Origin of the sequence: Desulfurivibrio alkaliphilus AHT 2, from assembly GCF_000092205.1 — a bacterium.
Classification (GTDB): Bacteria; Desulfobacterota; Desulfobulbia; order Desulfobulbales; family Desulfurivibrionaceae; genus Desulfurivibrio; species Desulfurivibrio alkaliphilus.
Genome location: NC_014216.1, coordinates 1,053,428 through 1,073,855, shown reverse-complemented (window position 1 = coordinate 1,073,855; position 20,428 = coordinate 1,053,428). Strand labels below are relative to the sequence as shown.

The window sequence follows — 20,428 nt, the reverse complement described above, 5'->3', positions numbered from 1 at the left end:
TTTCTATTTGGAAGCCGGCACGGTTAGTTGGCGCTCTCCCCCTTGGCGGAGGTTTTCCCCTTGTCGCCCTTTGGTTCGTCATCGGGTGGCGGGTTGCGGAAGTTGCCTTTGATTACCGAGTAAACGGCATGGGCGCCGATACCCACCGCGGCGGCGGTCAAAAAGCCAAGGCCGATTTTATCGGCGGTGGCATCGGCGCCACGGCCGCCAAAAACTGTGCGGTAAAGCCGATCTTTGCGCGGCTCCACCAGCGGCGCCATGACATCCCAGAAGTCCGGTTCGCTGCATCCCATGCAACCATGTCCGGCCTGGACCGGCCAACTGGTGCCCTGGTTGAACTTCTGCCGGGAGCAGTTGTTGTATGTGTAGGGGCCTTTGCAGCCAACCTTGTACAGGCAGTAGCCAAGCTTGGCCCCCTCGTCGCCGAAGCGTTCCACGAACTCACCGGCATCGAAACGCCCCCGTCGTTCGCACAGATCGTGCACCCGCAGGCCATAAGACCAGCGGGGGCGCCCATACAGATCCAGGGCCGGCAGGGTGCCGAAAAGAATAAAATGCAACAGGCTGCCTATCATGTTTTTCTCGCTGGGCGGGCAGCCGGGAATGTTGATCACCGGTTTTTGGATGATCTCGCTCAGGGCTTTGGCTTGGGTGGGGTTGGGGTAGGCGGCCTGTACGCCGCCGAAGGATGAGCAGGAGCCGAAGGCAAAGACCGCCATGGCTCCGGCGGCGGCGGTGCGGCAGATCTCCAGCCCGGTGTGAGCATGGGGGCCGATGGTCAGAAAAGTGCCGCCGGCGGCGGTGGGGATTCCGCCTTCAACGATGAGCAGGTAGTTGCCCCGATGCTCTTCCTGGGCCCGGGCCAGGTTTTCTTCTGCCTGCCAACCGCTGGCCGCCATCAGGGTTTCGTGGTACTCAAGCGATATATGGTTGAACAGCAAAGTGTCCAGGGTAGGGGCATCGGTGCGGATAAAGCTTTCCGAGCAACCGGTGCATTCGGCCATGTGCAGCCAGATCACCGGAATCCGGTTGAGCATTTCGGCGGCTTTGGCGGTCAGCGGGGCAAACTTGGCCGGCAGAGACAAAGCGGCGGTCATTGCCACCGACCATTTCATGAAGTCCCGGCGGCTGAATCCTTGCTGCGCCAGTTTTGCAGACAATTCCGGGCCGGAGCGCAGCGGTCGCCGTTGGTCAAGTTCGGCCAGCCTTTTTTCGGCCTGGCCGGCCAGGGAACTGAAGCTGTGCCGGGAGCCATCATCGTGCGGGGGGTATGAGCTCATAAGCTGTACTCCTTAGTCCTTGGTGAGTTAATGCCGGTGTCTTGCTGCCTGCCCGGAAATAAAGTCCGCCGGTAGGCGGTTTACAGCGTGACATCAAAAACCATTGTAGAGGGGATATGAAAAATATGTCAAACTTTTAAGTATAAAAAAACCGATAAAAATTGGTTGGCTCGTGATCGCTTACCCCTTTGGTTTTGATTATGGAGAGAGTCATGGCCTGGGTGGGGCATGGTTCCGGCTCTTGTTTATCTCTCTGTTTTTGCGTCTGGGGAACTGAAAGTTTAAGCTTTTTTATGAGTTTGTTAAAATTGCTGTTGACGCGCTCACCCTCTTCGGCTATGTTGCCCGTCTCCTGCAGCACGGGAGGGAGCAAGGTCGTCAGGGCCCGGCTCCGTAGTAACGAGCGATCTTTGAAAACTGAGCAGAGAATTAAGTGATGGGCCCAAAGACCTGTTTTGGTTATAGCGGGGAACCGTTGTAGCCGGGATGGGATTTTTTTTGCAGTACAGTAGGCGTTGGCTGTTATTACAGTTAGCGTTTTACGATAGAGATCAAACTGGAGAGTTTGATCCTGGCTCAGATTGAACGCTGGCGGCGTGCTTAACACATGCAAGTCGAACGAGAAAGGGGCTTCGGCCCTGAGTAGAGTGGCGCACGGGTGAGTAACGCGTAAGTAACCTGCCCTTCTATCTGGGATAACAGTTCGAAAGGGCTGCTAATACCGGATATTCTTGCCGGCCATAAGGTTGGTAAGGAAAGGTGACCTCTTCTTGAAAGTTACCGTAGAGGGAGGGGCTTGCGTACCATTAGCTAGTTGGTGGGGTAACGGCTTACCAAGGCGACGATGGTTAGCGGGTTTGAGAGGATGATCCGCCACACTGGAACTGAAACACGGACCAGACTCCTACGGGAGGCAGCAGTGAGGAATATTGCGCAATGGGGGCAACCCTGACGCAGCGACGCCGCGTGAGTGAAGAAGGCCTTCGGGTTGTAAAGCTCTGTCGGAAGGGAAGAACGGTTCAGGTGTTAATACCATCTGGATTTGACGGTACCTTCAAAGGAAGCACCGGCTAACTCCGTGCCAGCAGCCGCGGTAATACGGAGGGTGCGAGCGTTAATCGGAATTACTGGGCGTAAAGGGCGCGTAGGCGGCCCTGCAAGTCAGTTGTGAAAGCCCACGGCTCAACCGTGGATGTGCAATTGAAACTGCAGGGCTTGAGTACCGGCGGGGAAGATGGAATTCCCGGTGTAGAGGTGAAATTCGTAGATATCGGGAGGAATACCGGTGGCGAAGGCGATCTTCTGGACGGATACTGACGCTGAGGCGCGAAAGCGTGGGGAGCAAACAGGATTAGATACCCTGGTAGTCCACAGCTGTAAACGATGTGCACTAGATGTTGGGAGGAATTGACCCTTTCAGTGTCGCAGCTAACGCATTAAGTGCACCGCCTGGGGAGTACGGCCGCAAGGTTAAAACTCAAAGGAATTGACGGGGGCCCGCACAAGCGGTGGAGTATGTGGTTTAATTCGACGCAACGCGCAGAACCTTACCTGGGCTTGACATCCCGGAGATCTCCTGGAAACAGGAGAGTGCTATCATTAGGTAGAATCCGGAGACAGGTGCTGCATGGCTGTCGTCAGCTCGTGTCGTGAGATGTTGGGTTAAGTCCCGCAACGAGCGCAACCCTCGCCTTTAGTTGCCATCATTAAGTTGGGCACTCTAGAGGGACCGCCGGTGTCAAACCGGAGGAAGGTGGGGATGACGTCAAGTCCTCATGGCCTTTATGTCCAGGGCTACACACGTACTACAATGGCCGGTACAGAGGGCAGCGACTTAGCGATAAGTAGCCAATCTCAAAAAGCCGGTCTCAGTCCGGATTGGAGTCTGCAACTCGACTCCATGAAGTTGGAATCGCTAGTAATCGCGGATCAGCATGCCGCGGTGAATACGTTCCCGGGCCTTGTACACACCGCCCGTCACACCACGAAAGTCGGTTGTTCCAGAAGCGGTTGAGCTAACCTTTTAGGAGGCAGGCTGCCAAGGAATGATCGGTAATTGGGGTGAAGTCGTAACAAGGTAGCCCTAGGGGAACCTGGGGCTGGATCACCTCCTTTTTAAGGAAGATCGGGCTAAGTCCCGACAGGGGTCAATACCATCACATTTCTGCTCAGTTTTGAGAGATCGCTAACGATCTTTGCAAGTGATAGGTAACGGGGAGCGGCCGTTCGCTAAGGATGGTCGCTTAGTTTTCTCGGATACGGGCCTATAGCTCAGTTCTGGTTAGAGCGCACGCCTGATAAGCGTGAGGTCACTGGTTCAAGTCCAGTTAGGCCCACCATTATCGGATTGGGGGTGTAGCTCAGCTGGGAGAGCGCCTGCCTTGCACGCAGGAGGTCATCGGTTCGATCCCGTTCACCTCCACCATTTTTAGCCGTCTTTGGCGGCGCCGTCGCGGTTATCTCAGAGGAGTAACCGGATGGTATGGCAGTATTTGATCTTTGATAATTGAATATGTTGTGAAGCATTTTAGTAGCTGAGTCTAGCAAGGCTTATAGGATATTTTTGATCAAGCTACTAAGGGCAGACGGTGGATGCCTTGGTACCAGGAGGCGATGAAGGACGCGGTAAGCTGCGATAAGCTTCGGGGAGCTGCTAACAGGCTTTGATCCGGAGGTTTCCGAATGGGGCAACCCGGCCAGGTATACCCTGGTCATCATGCACTGAATTCATAGGTGTATGAGGCGAACGGGGGGAAGTGAAACATCTCAGTACCCCCAGGAGAAGAAATCAATTGAGATTCCGTCAGTAGTGGCGAGCGAACGCGGAAAAGCCCAAACCGCAGTACTTGTACTGCGGGGTTGTGGGGCCCCGATGTGGGATTGACGAAGGATAGTTGAACGGTCTGGAAAGGCCGGCCAGAGACGGTGATAGCCCGGTAGACGAAATCTGGAGTCACCCTAGGGTGTCCCCGAGTACCACGGGACACGAGAAACCCCGTGGGAATCCGGGAGGACCATCTTCCAAGGCTAAATACTACCTGGTGACCGATAGTGAACCAGTACCGTGAGGGAAAGGTGAAAAGAACCCCGGGAGGGGAGTGAAATAGAACCTGAAACCGTCTGCTTACAAGCAGTGGAAGCACTATGTCTTCGGACAGTGTGACCGCGTGCCTTTTGCATAATGAGTCAGCGAGTTACCCTATGCAGCAAGGTTAAGCCGAGAGGTGTAGCCGTAGCGAAAGCGAGTCTTAACTGGGCGTTTAGTTGCATGGGGTAAACCCGAAGCCGGGTGATCTAGCCATGGCCAGGGTGAAGCGAAGGTAACACTTCGTGGAGGCCCGAACCATTGTAGGTTGAAAACTGCTTGGATGAGCTGTGGCTAGGAGTGAAAGGCTAATCAAACTCGGGAATAGCTGGTTTTCTCCGAAATATATTTAGGTATAGCCTCGTGTGATGACTGACGGAGGTAGAGCACTGGTTGGGCTAGGGGTCCCCACAGGATTACCAAACCCTGTCAAACTCCGAATACCGTCAAGCTCAAGCACGGGAGTCAGACTACGGGTGATAAGATCCGTGGTCGAAAGGGAAAGAGCCCAGACCGCCGGTTAAGGTCCCTAAATGCATGCTAAGTGGTAAAGGATGTGGAACTGCCCAGACAACCAGGAGGTTGGCTTAGAAGCAGCAATCCTTCAAAGAAAGCGTAATAGCTCACTGGTCGAGTGGGTCTGCGCCGAAAATTCAACGGGGCTAAGCATGCTACCGAAGCCGCGGATTTCATCGTAAGATGGAGTGGTAGGAGAACATTGTGGTCGCCTGAGAAGGTACACCGAAAGGAGTGCTGGAGGTCCCACAAGCGCTTATGCTGACACGAGTAGCGCAAATGCGGGCGAGAAACCCGCACACCGAAAGCCTAAGGTTTCCTGTGGTCAAGTTAATCTGCCCAGGGTTAGCCGGCCCCTAAGGCGAGGCCGAGAGGCGTAGTCGATGGGAAGCAGGTGAATATTCCTGCGCCGTTGTATCAACGTTTGAGTGAAGGGGGGACGCAGAAGGGTAGGCCATCCGGGTGTTGGACGTCCCGGTTTAAGCGTGTAGGCGGGAGAAGCAGGCAAATCCGTTTCTCCATTCAACGCTGAGGCGTGATGACGAGGGCTTAGGCCCACAAAGTGGTTGATCCCATGCTGCCAGGAAAAGCCTCGTAGCGAGTTGATATGGCGACCGTACCGTAAACCGACACAGGTAGGCAGGGAGAGTATCCTAAGGTGCTTGAGAGAACTCTGGTTAAGGAACTCGGCAAAATAACACCGTAACTTCGGGAGAAGGTGTGCCATCATTAGGTGAAGTGAATACTTACGGAGCCGAAGGTGGTTGCAGAGAAACGGGGGGAGCGACTGTTTACTAAAAACACAGGACTATGCGAAGTCGAAAGACGCGGTATATGGTCTGACGCCTGCCCGGTGCCGGAAGGTTAAGGGGAGGAGTTATCCTTTTAGGAGAAGCTCCGAACCGAAGCCCCGGTAAACGGCGGCCGTAACTATAACGGTCCTAAGGTAGCGAAATTCCTTGTCGGGTAAGTTCCGACCTGCACGAATGGCGTAACGATTTCCCCACTGTCTCAACCAGGGACTCAGCGAAACTGAATTATCGGTGAAGATGCCGATTACCCGCAGCAAGACAGAAAGACCCCGTGAACCTTTACTACAGCTTGGCATTGGAGTTTGGGATAATTTGTGTAGGATAGGTGGGAGACATTGAAGCGGGAACGCTAGTTCTCGTGGAGTCAACCTTGAAATACCACCCTGATTATTCTAGGCTTCTAACCACGACCCGTCATCCGGGTTTGGGACATTGTCTGGTGGGTAGTTTGACTGGGGCGGTCGCCTCCTAAAGAGTAACGGAGGCGCGCGATGGTTCCCTCAGGCTGATTGGAAACCAGCCGTAGAGTGTAAAGGCATAAGGGAGCTTGACTGCGAGAGAGACATCTCGAGCAGGTACGAAAGTAGGTCTTAGTGATCCGGCGATTCCGCATGGAAGGGTCGTCGCTCAACGGATAAAAGGTACTCCGGGGATAACAGGCTTATCTCCCCCAAGAGTTCACATCGACGGGGAGGTTTGGCACCTCGATGTCGGCTCATCGCATCCTGGGGCTGGAGCAGGTCCCAAGGGTTTGGCTGTTCGCCAATTAAAGCGGTACGCGAGCTGGGTTTAAAACGTCGTGAGACAGTTTGGTCCTTATCTGCTGTGGGCGTAGGGTATTTGCGAGGATCTGTTCCTAGTACGAGAGGACCGGGATGGACGAACCACTGGTGTTCCTGTTGTCGCGCCAGCGGCAATGGCAGGGTAGCCACGTTCGGAAGGGATAACCGCTGAAAGCATCTAAGCGGGAAGCCCACCTCAAGATAAGATACCCCGTGGGGATAACCCCACCTGAAGGCTCGTCATAGACCATGACGTCGATAGGCCGGGTGTGGAAGTGTGGCAACACATGGAGCTTACCGGTACTAATCAGCCGTGCGGCTTGATCATTTTCTTTTTCCTTGCTGGATTCGCTACTGTAAATGCTTAATCACAACATATTCAGTTATCACTGTTTTTTAGACTTTTCGGTGGCCATAGCGAGGGGGTCACACCCGTTCCCATTCCGAACACGGAAGTTAAGCCCCTCAGCGCCGATGGTACTGCCAGGGAAACTTGGTGGGAGAGTAGGTCGCCGCCGAATCTTTTTTGCTAAAGCCCCTGTTATCGCTTGGACGATAACGGGGGCTTTTTTTGTGTGCCGCTGGAGGCTGGACTTGGTCGTGGGCAAGGGGGCAGGGGCCACACGAATTGACGGTAGAACTTACGACGGGGGCAACAAAAAAGCAGACTGGAGCCAGGACGGGGGTCGCGAAACCCGGTAGCGACGGGTTCGCCCGCCGCCGGGCGCATGGACGCGCAGGAGGCGGCGGGCGCCCCCATAAGATGATTTGGGGCCGACAGGATGCCCGCCGAGAATGAGTCGCTACCGGGTTTCGCGGCCCCCACACCGGTGCAACAAGCAATTACCTCGACTTTGCCCTGAGTTACTGGGGGAATTTATTGCTTGCGGGTAAATTCCCGGGCCAGCTCCGGGTCCAGTTGCTGTAACCGTTCCAAGGCCTGTTCGGTTTCAGCGTCTTGGCCGGTGGCCCGGTAGGCGGTGGCCAGAGCCAGCCAGGTTTGGGGGTTGTCTGGGGCCAGTTCGGCGGCCCGGCGGAAGGCGTTGATGGCCTCGGGCAGTTGTCCCCGGTTGCCCAAAATTGCCCCCAGGTTGTGCCAGGCCGGGGCGAATTCCGGGTCTTGCTTAGTGATTTGCCGGTAGGTTGCCAGGGCTTGTTCCGGTTGCTTAAGCCTTTCGTGGATCACCCCCAGATTGTAGCGGGCGACGGTCATTTCCGGCGCCAGCTCCAGGACCCGGAGGTTGGCGGTCGCCGCCTCTTCATATTCTCCCTTTTCCCGCAACAGCACCCCCAGGTGAAACCAGCCGGCGGTCAGCCCGTCGTTCAGGCGCAGGGCCTGGCGGTAGCTGCCCTCGGCCTGCTCGTGCAGGTGCAGTTGCTGTTGGGCTTGGCCCATGGTGAACCAGGCGCGGTAGTCCGCCGGGGTAGCACGGGTCCAGCGGAAGGCGTGTTTAAGCAGTTCCGGCCAGTCTTGGCTGGCCTCCAACGCCGCCGCCCTTTGCTCCCAGTCTGCAGTGCCGGCGGCGGCCGGGGTGATGGGCAGGTCGCCGCTGGCAAGCAGGATGGCCAGCAACAACGGCAAAATTTTGTTTTTAATCATCTGCATTATTGCTCCAGTAGGCCGATTTTCTGCAGTAAGGACCGGGCGGTGGCCAGCAGTTGACTTTTATCTGCCTCGGTGCGGGCTTCCACGTAAAAACGCACTTTGGGCTCGGTCCCGGAAGGGCGGATCATTAGCCAGCTTTGGTCCTCGAAAATCATCTTGTAGCCGTCAATGGTGATCAGTTCCTTGATGGTTCGGGGGTGCCCTCCCACCGGCAGGCTTTCGCCGGGGTGATAGTGTTCCAGCCCGGCCAGGGCCTCCTGCAGCGCCGCCCCCTGCTTGCTTACCGCCACCCCGCCGCGGCCGGGGAAAAATTCTCCGAACCGGGCCCGGATCTCCTCCAGGTAGGGATATAGACCGCCCGGGCGATGTAGCATCATCTCGAGAGCCAGCAGCATCCCGATGTAGGCGTCCTTTTCAGGGGTATGGCCGATCACCGAGATACCGTCCGATTCCTCAAACAGCACCAGCGCTTTGCCGATCACCGGTTTGAACTCCTTGAAGCCCACCGGCGGTTCGAACACCTCTTCGCCCAAACCTGCGGCAATGCTGTTGGCGAAATTACTGCTGGCCACGGTTTTCGCCACCGGGCCTTTTTTGCCCTTATGTTCGTGGAGATAGTGGTAACTCATGGCCCCGAACATGTTCATGTCGAATTCGTGTGTGCCGTCGGTAAAGCGGATCCGGTCGCCGTCGGGATCGATAATGGCGCCCAGTTTTAAAGGTTCCGGCCGCTCCTGCAGGGCCTGATGAATGAAGGCCAGGTTTTCCGAGGATGGCTCCGGGGCGATGCCGTTGAAGGTGGGGTCCTCTTGGTCGCGAAAACGCAACAGGCGTGCGGTTGGAATGCCGGCCAGCAGGGTGTTGAGGTGGACCCTGCTGGCCCCGTGCACACAGTCGACGGCCAGGATGTAATCATCGCGGCGTGCCAGTTCGGCGAGGATGGCGTCGTAATCCAGCCCGTGTCGGCGGCGGTTGTCCCGCACCAGCTGCTGCCAGCAAGTCAGAGTGTCCAGGGGGGCGATCAATTCCGGGGCCGGCTCGGCTTTGGGTGCTGCCCCGGACTCGATGATTCGTGCCGCCTCTTTGGTGATCCGGTTAGTGATGATGGCCGCTGCCGGCCCGGCATCGGCGGCGTTGTATTTGAAGCCGCCGTACTCCAAGGGGTTGTGGCTGGGGGTCAGGTTAATGGAAAAGGCCGCGCCGGTGACCACCACCGCGGCTGAAATTACCCCGGTGGTGGTCTCGCCGGCAAAGTGGACGTTAAACCCCTGGCCACTTAGCAAGGCCGCCGCCGCCTGGGCCATTACCGGGCCGCCGAACCGGTTATCGTGGCCCAGTACCACCCCCCGCCGCCGGGCCTCATCCAGGTCTCGCACCCCCAAGGCCCCGGCCAGCTCCGGTTCGGCGGCGGCCTGATGGTAGATGTTGATAATGGCTTGGGTGACCTGGCGAACCGATTGTACATTGACCTCTTTGCCCAAGGTTCCCCGCCAGCCCGAGGTGCCGAAGCTGACCGGTTTAACCGGGGGGCGGCGGTTGTTGCGGATTTCATCGTCCAGTAAGCGGTAGATGCCGTCGATGGCCTCCTGCCAGCGAGACATCTGCGTGGCTGTCGTTTCCTGCCGGCGGTGATTAAGCAGTTCCCGCAAGGCGGCAAAATAATCGCTGGCGGCATGGTTGCCGGGCACAATGTGGGTCTGGCAGATCTTTTCAGGCAGACTTGTGTTATCCATATCCATTATCGACTCACCAAAACTTGCAGTTGACGGTTATTGGGGGGTATAGCGTTGCATGACTCTTAATTTTAGCTTTGATTGTCCTGAAACTCCAGTGTTGATTAACACCCTGTTGAAAAACGGGCAGTTAAAGTTTTTACAGCAAAAAAGACCATTACTCCTTGACACATCCCTATATTCGGTTGACCCATGGTGGAAGATTAGCTATAAACCAGAGGCGACCGATCAGAAATCTTTTTTTCGCTACGGCGGCCGGCCGTGGCTGCTAAATCGCCAGATAAGTTGTCTTTTTGATAATCTAAACAGCTAAAAGCACGGGAGAGTACACGATGGGAAAACATGACAAGGCCCTGATTCTTTGGTTCGACGACATCCTGATCGAGGATGTGCCGTTGGTTGGCGGTAAAAACGCCTCCCTGGGGGAGATGCACCAGAAGCTGATGTCCAAAGGGGTCAGCGTTCCCAACGGTTTTGCCATCACCGCCTATGCTTACCGCTACCTGCTGGAGACTGCCGGCATTGAAGACGCCATCAAAGACGCCCTGGCCGGCCTCGATACCAGCAACCTGCGCAACCTCCAGGAGCGGGGCAAGAAGGCCCGGGATATCATTCGCAATGCCGAATTTCCCCAGGAACTCTACAATGCCATTGTCGAGGCATACCGCAAGATGGAGCAGGATTACGGCAGCAACGTGGCCGTGGCGGTCCGCTCTTCGGCCACCGCCGAGGATCTGCCCGACGCCTCTTTCGCCGGCCAGCAGGAAACCTACCTCAACATCAGTGGCCCCGAGGCGGTAATTGCCGCCTGTAAGAAATGTTTTGCCTCCCTTTTCACCGACCGGGCCATTTCCTATCGCCACGATAAGGGGTTCGGCCAGTTCGACGTTTATCTCTCCATTGTGATCCAGAAAATGGTGCGCAGCGATTCCGCCTCTTCCGGGGTAATTTTTTCCATCGACACCGAAAGCGGTTTCAAAGACGCGGTTTTCCTCACCGGCTCTTGGGGGTTGGGGGAAAACGTGGTCCAGGGAGCAGTCAACCCCGATGAATACTATGTTTTTAAGCCCACCCTGAAAGAAGGCAAGCGGCCCATTGTGGGCAAGCGCCTGGGCAGCAAAGAGATCAAGATGATCTACTGCGAGGACAACGGTAACGGGGAGACGGTCAAGAATATCGACACCACCCCCGAGGAACGGGGCAGTTACGTGATCACCGATGAGGAAATCCTGACCCTGTCCCGCTGGGCCTGCATTATCGAAGACCATTACGGCAAGGGGATGGACATTGAGTGGGCCAAGGACGGCGACGGCAAGGAAGTGGGCACCGGCGAGCTGTTCATCGTGCAGGCCCGGCCCGAGACCGTCCATTCGCAGGCCAACAAGCAGGAGATTGAAACCCATGTGCTGAAAGAGCAGGGCAAGCTGCTGGCCACCGGTCAGGCGGTGGGGGCCAAGATCGGCCAGGGTAAGGCCAATGTGATCCACAACGTGGCTGATATCCACGATTTCAAAAAGGGCGAAGTGCTGGTCACCGACATGACCGATCCCGACTGGGAGCCGATCATGAAGATCGCCGCCGCCATTGTAACCAACCGTGGTGGCCGTACCTGCCATGCCGCCATTATCTCCCGCGAACTGGGGATTCCCTGCGTGATCGGCACCGGTGACGGCAGCGAAAAGATCCCCAGTGGCAGCGATGTCACCGTCTCCTGCGCTGAAGGGGAGACCGGCAACATCTACGAAGGGCTGCTCAAGTTTGAAATCGAGCGGCTGGACCTGGCCTCGGTTCCCCAGACCAAGACCAAGATAATGATGAACGTGGGTATTCCCGAAAAGGCCTTTGTTGAGGGGCAGATCCCCAACGACGGGGTAGGGCTGGCCCGCGAGGAGTTCATCATCAACTCCCACATTGGCATCCACCCCCTGGCCCTTTACTACTTCGACGATCTCAAGGCCAAGGCCGCTTCCGATCCCAAGGTCGCTGCCATCGTCAAGGAGATCGAAGCCCGGACCACCGCCTACCCTGACGACAAGAAACAGTTCTTCATCGATAAGCTGGCTGAAGGCGTGGGGCGGATCGGGGCCGGCTTTTACCCCAAGGACGTCATCGTCCGCCTCTCCGATTTCAAGAGCAATGAGTACGCCAACCTGGTGGGCGGCAGCTTGTATGAACCCCACGAGTCCAATCCCATGATCGGCTGGCGCGGTGCTTCGCGCTACTATGATCCCAAGTACAAACCGGCTTTTGAGCTGGAATGCAAGGCCCTGCTTAAAGCCCGCAACGATATGGGGTTGACCAACATCAAGCTGATGGTACCGTTCTGTCGGACCCCCGACGAGGGGCGCCGGGTTATCGAGGTGATGCGGGAGTTCGGCCTGGTACAGGGCGAAAATGACCTGGAGGTTTATGTAATGTGCGAAATTCCCTCCAATGTCATTGCCGCCGATTCCTTCGCCGATGTCTTCGACGGCTTTTCCATCGGCTCCAACGACCTTACCCAGCTTACCCTGGGACTGGATCGCGACTCCGACCTGGTTGCCCATATTTACGACGAGCGGGATGAGGCGGTGAAGACCATGATCAAGATGGTTATCGACACCGCCAAGCGCCGGGGTCGTAAGATCGGCATCTGCGGTCAGGCGCCCAGCGATTTCCCTGAATTTGCCACCTTCCTGGTGGAATGCGGGATCGACTCCATGAGCCTGATCTCCGATACGGCGATCAAAACCAGGTTGCTGGTGGCCGACAAGGAAAAGGAACTGGGGATCAGCTGAAAAACAACGGTTTGCGGCCGGGCTTGAGGGCCCGCCGCGATTCTGGTCTCAAGAAACAGCAAAGGCCGGCGGGAGAATTATCCCGCCGGCCTTTGCTGTTTGGGGTGATTAACGGCCTTAGTTGATCTTTTCCAATCTTTCCCTGGCCTGTTGCGCCTCCCGGCGGTTGGGGAACTCGCCTATCAGGCGCTCGTAGATGATGGCGGCGGTGGCTGGCTCACGCAGCTCTTCGAAAGCCACCCCCTGGCGGAGCATGGCCGCCGGGACCCGGTCATGGCCGCTGAAATCGGCAATGACCTTCTGGTATTCCAAAATGGCCAATTCGTACTCCTGCTGCCCGAAAAGGCTCTCCCCCAGCCGGAAGCGGGCATCGGCGGCATTTTCCCCCCGAGGTTCTTCTTCCAGGTAACGGGCAAAGGCGGTGTATGCTTCCCGGTAGTTGTTGCGTTCCAGTTGCCGCAGTCCCTGGCTGTAGTAATCGTCCTCGGCCGGGGCCGGGGTGGGAGCAGGTTCTGGGCGGCTGGGGCGTGCCGCGGGCGTGGTGGGGGCTACCACCGGTGCCTCGCCTACTTTCTGCTTGACGTTTTCCGGCGTGATTTGCCGGGGTGTGCCGCTGGGGGCGGCGGTTGGTTGCCGCCGGGCCCTTTCTTCGGCTTCCCGCCGGGCCTGTTCTGCCGCTTGTTGAGCCGCTTCAGCTCTTCTGGCCGCCTCCCGGGCCAGTTCTTCCTTCAGTTCCTGGAGTTGGCGCTGGTTTCGTTCCTGTTGTTCCTTCAGGGCCTGTAAAGAGCCGGTCAGTTCCGCCAGGGAGTCCGCCAGGTGTTGATCGTTGTCATCAAGGCGGCGCTGAATTTCCTGCAGGGTGATGTCGATGTTATCCAGCCGTATACTGGTGGCCTGCTGATTGTTGTGGAACTCTTCTTTAAAGAGCTGGAGTCGATGTTCGACTTCCTCCATTCGGCCCTCATGTTGCAATTGCCGGTTGCCGAGGTTTTCCAGTTCATTGCCCAGCCTGGCCTGGGAGGTGGCCTGGCCGCGTACCGTTTCATTAAGGCGTTCCAGTTCGTGGATCCGGTCGTCCATCACCCGGGTGCGCATTTCCAGGCCGCGGAGATCCTGTTCCGTGGCTATACACTGGACCAGAAAAGGAGACATGCCCAGCAACAGGGCATAGCTGATCATGGTTTTTTTCATGGTACAAGACCTCCGCATCGCGATTTTATGGTTCAGTTAAATAAATTACCACGCCAGCCGGGGCGACCACTGGGGCATGGAATGGTTGCCCGACTGGTCGCCGAACAGCACCCGCAGTCCGCTGCCGTCCAGGAATATGGCGCACAGTTCTTCCCGATCGTGGCGCAGGCGAGCAAAGACCAACTGGCGGCTGTCCGGCGACCAACTGGGAGATTCATGGTGGCCCCAGGTGCGGGTGACCTGCCGGGGCGGGCCGCCTTCGGGGCTGATTACCGCAATGTGCAGTACCCCGTCGATCCGGCTGGTATAGGCGATCCATTTGCCGTCCGGCGACCAGCTGGGGGTGGTGTTGTCGTGGCCCTGGAAGGTTAGGCGCTGGATAGCCATGGTGCGCATGTCCATGAGGTAGATCTGAGGGGTGCCGCTGCGGTCGGAGACAAAGGCCAGTCGGCGACCGTCCGGGGAAAAGCTGGGCGAGACATTAACCCCTTCGCCATGGGTCAGGCGGCGAATGATCTTGCCGGTTCGTTCAGTCAGGTAAAGGTCGGGGTTGCCGTCCCGGCTGAGGGTGAGCACCATTCGGTTGTCATCCGGCGCCCAAGTGGGCGTCATGTTGAGCCCGACCCAGCGGGAAATGGCCCGGGTGGTCTTCAACTCCCGGATATTGGTCTGGTAGAGGTTGGCGTTGCCCCGGTGGTGGGAGGTATAGGTTAAATGTTCACCGTCCCGGGTAAAGCGGGGAGAGACCGCCAGGTACTGGTGGCGGGTGACCTGGCGCACGTTGTCGCCTAAAATGTCGGCCAAATGAATCTCCTTGTGGCCGGTGGCGTCGGAAACAAAGGCGATTTTGCTGTTGCTGATGCCCTTTTTTCCGGTCAGCACTTCCACGCTTTCATCAATGTAGCGCAGCAGTTGGCGGCGTACCAGTTCCCGCGGGGCCTGGTAGCGCCGACCATGAATCATCCGGCCGGCGTTGATGTCCAGCAGCCGCAATTCCAGTTGAAAATTGCCGCCGATTTCCCGGTAACTGCCCTGAATGACAAATTCTGCGCCGTGGCGCTGCCAGTTGGCATCCTGGCGTTCACCGTAAAGTTTGGGGTCGATGGTTTCTGAAAAGCCGTGCAGTTCCATGGCGCGGCTCAGGATATCGGCCATCTGGCGGCCGCTGTCGGTGGGTTGGTCATCCTTGGCCCGGTCCACCAGGGGCGGTATCGCCATGGCGATTTTACGCAACTCCGGAGAGGTAATGTCCAGGTAGATGCGGGCGGCGACCTGGCCCGGCAGCAACAGAGCCAGCAGCAGCGGAATCAGCAGCAGCAGAAGAAATTGGCGATGCTTCATGGTCAACGGTATTCCTGGTTTAGTAAGAAACGGCTCCGGGCCTGAAATTAAAGCCGATCTCCAGCTCACTGTCTCTCAAGGCGGCAGGGAAAGCAGGCATGGGAGCAGCGTCGTCGATGGCCTTCCGGGCGAGTTGGTTAAAATACATATTTTCCGATTGTTTTTCAAAGGCTACGTTATCCAGCGTGCCGTCCCGGCGAATGGTAATCACGATGGTCGCCACTGTATTCTCATCCCAACTGGGCAGATTGGGCAGGGTCCAGTAAGCCTGAATGTGCTGTTGCAACCGGACCAGGTATTCGCGGGTGGCGGCATCCAGGGAGGTGGGGGCGCCACGCCGGGCGGTGACCTGGCCCGCTTGTTCGGTGGTGTTGGCCGCTGCCGGTGGGGTCGGAGTTTCCCGTTGGTCGGGGGAGGCAGCGGGGGTGGCCTGGGCAAGAATATTTTCCCGCACCGCATCGACAGCCCGTTGCCGGGCGATTTCAGCATCGCGTCGCGCTTCCCTGGCCTGGGCTTCCAGCTGGTAATATTCCCTCAGCTGCCGCAGTTCGTCGTCGTCGGCCCTGGTGCGGATGGGCCGGGTGGAGAGCGGGGCCGGGGGAGGGTCCGACCGGACGGCTACCTTGGTCGGGGTCTGGGGTGCGATGGTGCGGGGTTCACCGCGGGGGGCGGCGGCGGGCTCCGGCGTGCTCTCCGGGGGAATGGCGATGGCCTCGGGGGGCGGGGCCGGTGTTGGCGCTGCCGGCTCAATGGTCGGGGTTGCCGGGGCGGGAGGGGCAGCGGCCGGGGTCGGGGCCAGGTCGCCGATGTCAAACAGACTGACCGTCTGGATATCGACAGGCGGGCGCTGGCGTTGCCAAAAACCCAGTTGCGGGGCCAGGATGGTGGGCAGCAGCACCATAAGGTGGACCCCCACGGTCAGAAGCAGGGGGATCAACCATTGTTGCTGGGGGGCGATTATGTTCGCTAACTGTTTCACCTGGTTTCCTGGCCGCAGCAGTTCCACCGGGGGGTCGGTGCGTGCTTGCTGGAAAGAGAATTGTAATTGGTTACCATGGTTGCACGGTGATCAGGTTGCTTTTGGGGGTGATTAATTCGCTTCCGGCTGGGTGATCATGCCCAGTTGATTGAAGCCCGCGTCCTTGATATCGGCCAGCACCGCCGCCACCAAACCATAGGGAACCTCGCGGTCGGCCCGCAATAGCACGGTCTGGTCGGTACCCCGGCGCTGGGCCAGGGAGGCCAGCTGCTGCCGCAGGATCTCCCGGGTGCCCTGGATTTCGTCGAAATAGATCTCGCCGGTTTTGCCCACCGTGATCATTACTGGGTCGGAGGACTGGCGCAGGGGCTGGGTGGTGGTCTCGGGCAGATCCACATCCACGCCTTGGGTAATCATGGGGGCGGTGATCATGAAGATGATCAGCAGCACCAGCATGATATCCACCAGGGGAACGACGTTGATGCCGCTGATCATCTGACGGCTCCGGCGGCCGCCCGGGGGAAGGTCGAAAGCCATGGTTTATTCCTGCTTCTCCGTGCCTCGGGGACGGGTAAGGAAATCCCGTTCGATAAGGTTGATGAAATCGGTAACAAAGGCCTGGGAGTTGTCTTCTATCTGGGCCAGCCGGTTGGTGTAATAATTGTAAAAAACCACAGCGGGAATCGCCACCGCCAGGCCCATGGCGGTGACCACCAGGGCCTCGGAGATACCGGGAGCCACGACGGCCAGCGAGGCTGAGCCCCGGACCCCGATTTCATGGAAAGCGGTCATGATGCCCCAAACCGTGCCGAACAGCCCGATAAAGGGGCTGGCGCTGCCGGTGGAGGCCAGAAAGGGCAGTGAACTGGCCAGTTGGGCAATCTCCCCGTCCCGGGCTTTGCCGGCCGCTCTTTTCAGGGGCTCCATGCCAGCCAGACGCTGTTCCAGGCGCAATTCGCCACCCTGGGCCTTATTGAGTTTCTGCAGTTCCTGGTAAGCGGCCCGAAAAATCATGGCCTCGGGGGCCAGTTCTGCCTGTTTGGCGGTTTTGTGGGCCTCGGCCAGGTTACGGCACTTCCAGAACTGCTCCTTGAACTCTTCCGAGGCCTGCCGTACCTTGCGGTACAGGATTTCTTTCTGGAAGACGATGAACCAGGAGTAAAGCGACATAACAAGCAGCAGGAGGATGACGGCCTTGATGGTCGGTCCGGCCTCCAGAAACATGGTAAAAACATTAAGCTCCACGGGAATATTTCCTTGATTTTTGGTATTTGCCGACAGCCGGCGTTAAGGAGCCGGGTAAGTTCTGCAGTTTAAGCTGGTACAGGCGGGTGGTGCAAACTGCCGTATTTTATCCGGTTCTCAAGCAAAGTCAATGATTGCCGAGGAGTGGAGCAAAATTATCCGTGCTGTTTGGCAAGCTTGGAAAAGCTTCGGCGTTGTAATTGGGTTTATGCCTGGACAGGGGAATAGGTTTTGACATCAGGGGCTAAAGAAGGTATTTCTGACCCTGTTTGGCCATGGAGCCGCAGAACAGCCGTTTAAGCGGCCGGGTTGCGGGATTTAGGCGTTAAAGGGCTTAATTTTTCGTGCCCATCTATTTGGTCAACCGTTTGGGTAAAAAAACCAGGGATGGCTTTTTCAGCGAACTGTAAACGTAACAACAGGGAAAAATATAGATGCGGGAAATAAGGGTTGGGTTGATCGGTTTTGGCACGGTGGGCAGTGGCACCGCCGAGGTGTTGCGTCTGCAGAGAGAAAGGCTGCAGCGAAAAACCGGGGCGGATGTGCGCCTGCATAGGGTGGCGGATATTGCCATTGAGCAGTTGCCGCCGGAGTTTGCCGAGGTGGAGTTGACCCGGGACGCCGACGAGGTGGTGGCGGCTCCCGATATCGATATCGTGGTGGAACTCATCGGCGGCATCGAACCGGCCAAAACCTTTATTTTGAAAGCCATTGCCGCCGGCAAGCATGTGGTGACCGCTAACAAGGCGCTGATCTCCCAGCACGGCCGGGAGATTTTTGCTGCTGCTGCGGCGGCCAACGTGGAGGTTGGTTTTGAAGCCAGTGTCGGCGGTGGTATTCCGGTGATCAAGGCATTGAAAGAAGGGCTGGTGGCCAATAGGATCGAGTCCATCATTGGGATTATGAACGGTACCGCCAACTACATTTTAAACCGGATGACCGACGAGGGCCTGGATTTCAATACGGTGCTCAAAGATGCCCAAGCTCATGGTTATGCCGAGGCCGATCCAACTTACGACGTGGAAGGAATCGACACCGCCCACAAGCTGGTTATTCTGATGAGCATGGCCTACGGGGTGCATCTGCGGCTGGACCAGGTGAGCACCGAAGGAATCAGCAATATTGAGCCGGTCGATATCGAGTTTGCCCGGGAGTTTGGCTACCGCATCAAACTGCTGGCCATCAGCCGTAACCATGGAGACTCCTTCGAGGCTCGGGTCCATCCCACCATGGTGCCCAACCAGGAACTGCTGGCCAATATCGGTGGGGCTTTCAACGCCATTCAATTTACCGGCGACATGGTGGACGATGTTTTGCTCTACGGTCAGGGGGCCGGCAAAATGCCCACCGGCAGCGCGGTGGTGGCCGATATCGTCGATATCGCCCGCAATATCTTAAACGGGGCGATCAACCGGGTACCCAGTCTCAGCTACCTGCCGGAGAATTTGCGGGAAGCGGTCATTACCCCGCTGGCCAGCCTGCGTTGCCCCTATTACTTTCGGGTGACGGTCCAGGACAAGCCCGGGGTGCTGTCGGCCATTACCGGTATTCTCGGCCGTCATGGCATCAGTATTCAGTCGGTGCTGCAGCAGGGCCGGGAAGAGAAGGGTGTGGTGCCGGTAATGATGCGGGCTTACGAGGCGGAAGAAGAAGCGGTAAGGGCGGCCTTGAAGGAAATCGACGCCCTGGAGGTATGTGCCGCCCCCACGGTGAAGATTCGCATCATGGAAGATGAGTAGAATATAAGCGTAAAACGGTTGGCCCAATGAAATATATTATCCTGGTAGGAGACGGGATGGGGGATTTTCCCCTGGAGTCCCTGGATGGCCGCACCCCTCTCGAGGCTGCCGATACCCCGGTAATGGACTTCCTGGCCGGGCGCGGCCGGCTTTTCCGCCTGCAGACGGTGCCGCCGGGGTTTGCCCCGGGCAGCGATGTGGCCAACCTTTCGCTGTTGGGCTACCGGCCGGCGGAATGTTACAGCGGCCGGGCGCCGCTGGAGGCGGCCAGCATGGGGGTGGAACTGCCGCCGGATGCCATCGCCTTTCGCTGCAACCTGGTCACTCTGGAGCGCCAGGATGATCGACAGGTGCGCATGGTGGACTACAGTGGCGGGCATATCGATACCGCCACGGCGGCGGAGTTGATCGGCCTTCTGGACCGTGAACTGGGTGACGACTATTGCCGTTTTTACCCTGGGGTCAGTTACCGCCACCTGCTGGTCTGGCGCCGTGGGTGCGCCGGTTTGCAAACCGTACCGCCCCACGATCACAGCGACCGGGAAGTGGGGGAGTACTGGCGCCGTTACCTGGCTGTGCCGGGCCTGGGGGAAGTGGTCAGCCGGGCGGCCCAGCTGCTGGCTGCCGCCCCGGCCAACCAGCGGCGCCGTGAAAACGGTGAAAACCCGGCCAATGCTATCTGGCTTTGGGGCGAGGGGCGGCCGCCGGCCATGGCCACCTTAGCTGAGCAGTTCGGGGTTAGCGGCGCTTTGATTTCCGCCGTCGATCTTTTGAAAGGCATCGGGGTTTATGCCGGCATGGAGATTATCAATGTACCCGGGGTTACCGGCTATCTCGACACCAACTATGCCGGCAAGGTGGCGGCGGCCCTGGAGGCCTTGAAGCGCCACGACCTGGTTTTTGTGCATGTCGAGGCCCCTGACGAAGTTTCTCACCAGGGCAGGCTTGATGATAAGCTTCAGGCTATCAGCGACTTTGACCATAAGGTGGTGGGGCCCATGTTGGAAGGGCTGCAAAGAAGCGGTGAGGCTTTCCGGCTGGTGGTCACCATGGATCATTTCACTCCCTTGGCGACCCGCACCCACGCCGATCTGCCGGTGCCTTTCCTGCTCTTTGATTCGCAGCGGGACGCCAGGGACCCGGCCTGCGCCGACGGGTCCTGCTGGATGGAACCGGTCAGGGGCAACTACAGCGAACGCAGTGCCGCCGACGCCGAACTGCTGGTCGACGGCCGAGAATTTCTCTCCCTGCTGCTTGGCAACGACTAAATCTGCCGCTGCAGTTGCCCCCGATCTTTAGCCGGCGACCTGCCTGCCTGTCGCCAGGACCACCGGCAGGTCAC

At 57.9% G+C, this 20,428-nt stretch carries 11 protein-coding genes, 2 tRNA genes and 3 rRNA genes; 8 read left to right on the top strand and 8 right to left on the bottom strand.

From position 1 onward, the window contains the following. Positions 1-23 precede the first annotated feature (23 nt). Positions 24-1,280 (bottom strand): hydrogenase small subunit, encoded by a 1,257-nt coding sequence (locus DAAHT2_RS04570; RefSeq protein ID WP_013163128.1) that lies wholly within the window; start codon positions 1,278-1,280, stop codon positions 24-26. Positions 1,281-1,833: 553 nt separating this feature from the next. Here DAAHT2_RS04570 and DAAHT2_RS04560 point away from each other — a divergent pair. The 5 genes from DAAHT2_RS04560 to rrf all read left to right on the top strand — a co-directional run bounded on the left by DAAHT2_RS04560 (position 1,834) and on the right by rrf (position 6,996). Then, a 16S ribosomal RNA gene (locus DAAHT2_RS04560) occupies positions 1,834-3,395 on the top strand. A gap of 145 nt (positions 3,396-3,540) precedes the next feature. Continuing rightward, positions 3,541-3,619 (top strand) — tRNA-Ile (locus DAAHT2_RS04555). 10 nt (positions 3,620-3,629) lie between these two features. Further along, a tRNA-Ala gene (locus DAAHT2_RS04550) sits at positions 3,630-3,705 on the top strand. 140 nt (positions 3,706-3,845) lie between these two features. Next, a 23S ribosomal RNA gene (locus DAAHT2_RS04545) occupies positions 3,846-6,803 on the top strand. Between the two features lie 76 nt (positions 6,804-6,879). Next, positions 6,880-6,996 (top strand): 5S ribosomal RNA (gene rrf / locus DAAHT2_RS04540). Together the 16S, 23S and 5S rRNA genes with 2 tRNA genes alongside form the textbook arrangement of a ribosomal RNA operon. A 356-nt stretch (positions 6,997-7,352) precedes the next feature. Here rrf and DAAHT2_RS04535 read toward each other — a convergent pair. Together DAAHT2_RS04535 and DAAHT2_RS04530 are read right to left on the bottom strand one after the other, a co-directional pair. Next, entirely contained in the window at positions 7,353-8,075 is a 723-nt protein-coding gene (locus DAAHT2_RS04535) for a tetratricopeptide repeat protein (protein WP_157861412.1), read from the bottom strand. A 5-nt stretch (positions 8,076-8,080) separates the two neighbouring features. Continuing rightward, positions 8,081-9,820 carry a phosphohexomutase domain-containing protein gene (locus DAAHT2_RS04530; protein ID WP_013163126.1) on the bottom strand — a complete coding sequence of 580 codons (1,740 nt, stop codon included), beginning with the start codon at positions 9,818-9,820 and terminating at the stop codon, positions 8,081-8,083. 326 nt (positions 9,821-10,146) lie between these two features. Between DAAHT2_RS04530 and ppsA the strand changes: the two genes are divergently transcribed. After that, complete coding sequence (ppsA, locus tag DAAHT2_RS04525; protein ID WP_013163125.1) at positions 10,147-12,591, top strand: phosphoenolpyruvate synthase; 2,445 nt, start codon at positions 10,147-10,149, stop codon at positions 12,589-12,591. A gap of 117 nt (positions 12,592-12,708) precedes the next feature. On the opposite strand, the gene ybgF is transcribed toward ppsA, so the two are convergent. The 5 genes from ybgF to tolQ all read right to left on the bottom strand — a co-directional run bounded on the left by ybgF (position 12,709) and on the right by tolQ (position 17,347). Next, positions 12,709-13,782 (bottom strand): tol-pal system protein YbgF, encoded by a 1,074-nt coding sequence (gene ybgF, locus DAAHT2_RS04520; protein ID WP_013163124.1) that lies wholly within the window; start codon positions 13,780-13,782, stop codon positions 12,709-12,711. Positions 13,783-13,827: 45 nt separating this feature from the next. After that, the gene (locus DAAHT2_RS04515; RefSeq protein WP_013163123.1) at positions 13,828-15,123 is read right to left on the bottom strand and encodes a PD40 domain-containing protein; all 1,296 of its coding nucleotides are present in this window, start codon (positions 15,121-15,123) and stop codon (positions 13,828-13,830) included. A 19-nt stretch (positions 15,124-15,142) separates the two neighbouring features. Then, positions 15,143-16,102: an energy transducer TonB gene (locus tag DAAHT2_RS04510; protein ID WP_013163122.1), complete on the bottom strand. Its 960-nt coding sequence runs from the start codon at positions 16,100-16,102 to the stop codon at positions 15,143-15,145. Positions 16,103-16,213: 111 nt separating this feature from the next. Beyond that, on the bottom strand, positions 16,214-16,639 hold the full coding sequence (tolR, locus tag DAAHT2_RS04505; RefSeq protein WP_013163121.1) for a protein TolR: 426 nt from the start codon (positions 16,637-16,639) through the stop codon (positions 16,214-16,216). 3 nt (positions 16,640-16,642) lie between these two features. Then, positions 16,643-17,347, bottom strand: coding sequence for a protein TolQ (tolQ, locus tag DAAHT2_RS04500; protein ID WP_013163120.1), 705 nt, complete (start codon positions 17,345-17,347; stop codon positions 16,643-16,645). A gap of 434 nt (positions 17,348-17,781) precedes the next feature. Between tolQ and DAAHT2_RS04495 the strand changes: the two genes are divergently transcribed. Further along, positions 17,782-19,086: a homoserine dehydrogenase gene (locus tag DAAHT2_RS04495; protein ID WP_013163119.1), complete on the top strand. Its 1,305-nt coding sequence runs from the start codon at positions 17,782-17,784 to the stop codon at positions 19,084-19,086. 26 nt (positions 19,087-19,112) lie between these two features. After that, entirely contained in the window at positions 19,113-20,354 is a 1,242-nt protein-coding gene (locus tag DAAHT2_RS04490) for a cofactor-independent phosphoglycerate mutase (protein WP_013163118.1), read from the top strand. Positions 20,355-20,428: the final 74 nt, after the last annotated feature.

What these genes read in the sequence shown, in the direction of transcription:
- tolR (WP_013163121.1), bottom strand. Translation starts at nt 16,639, where the DNA reads ATGGCTTTCGACCTTCCCCCGGGCGGCCGCCGGAGCCGTCAGATGATC.
- ppsA (WP_013163125.1), top strand. Translation starts at nt 10,147, where the DNA reads ATGGGAAAACATGACAAGGCCCTGATTCTTTGGTTCGACGACATCCTG.
- DAAHT2_RS04570 (WP_013163128.1), bottom strand. Translation starts at nt 1,280, where the DNA reads ATGAGCTCATACCCCCCGCACGATGATGGCTCCCGGCACAGCTTCAGT.
- DAAHT2_RS04490 (WP_013163118.1), top strand. Translation starts at nt 19,113, where the DNA reads ATGAAATATATTATCCTGGTAGGAGACGGGATGGGGGATTTTCCCCTG.
- DAAHT2_RS04515 (WP_013163123.1), bottom strand. Translation starts at nt 15,123, where the DNA reads ATGAAGCATCGCCAATTTCTTCTGCTGCTGCTGATTCCGCTGCTGCTG.
- DAAHT2_RS04535 (WP_157861412.1), bottom strand. Translation starts at nt 8,075, where the DNA reads ATGATTAAAAACAAAATTTTGCCGTTGTTGCTGGCCATCCTGCTTGCC.
- DAAHT2_RS04495 (WP_013163119.1), top strand. Translation starts at nt 17,782, where the DNA reads ATGCGGGAAATAAGGGTTGGGTTGATCGGTTTTGGCACGGTGGGCAGT.
- DAAHT2_RS04530 (WP_013163126.1), bottom strand. Translation starts at nt 9,820, where the DNA reads ATGGATATGGATAACACAAGTCTGCCTGAAAAGATCTGCCAGACCCAC.
- ybgF (WP_013163124.1), bottom strand. Translation starts at nt 13,782, where the DNA reads ATGAAAAAAACCATGATCAGCTATGCCCTGTTGCTGGGCATGTCTCCT.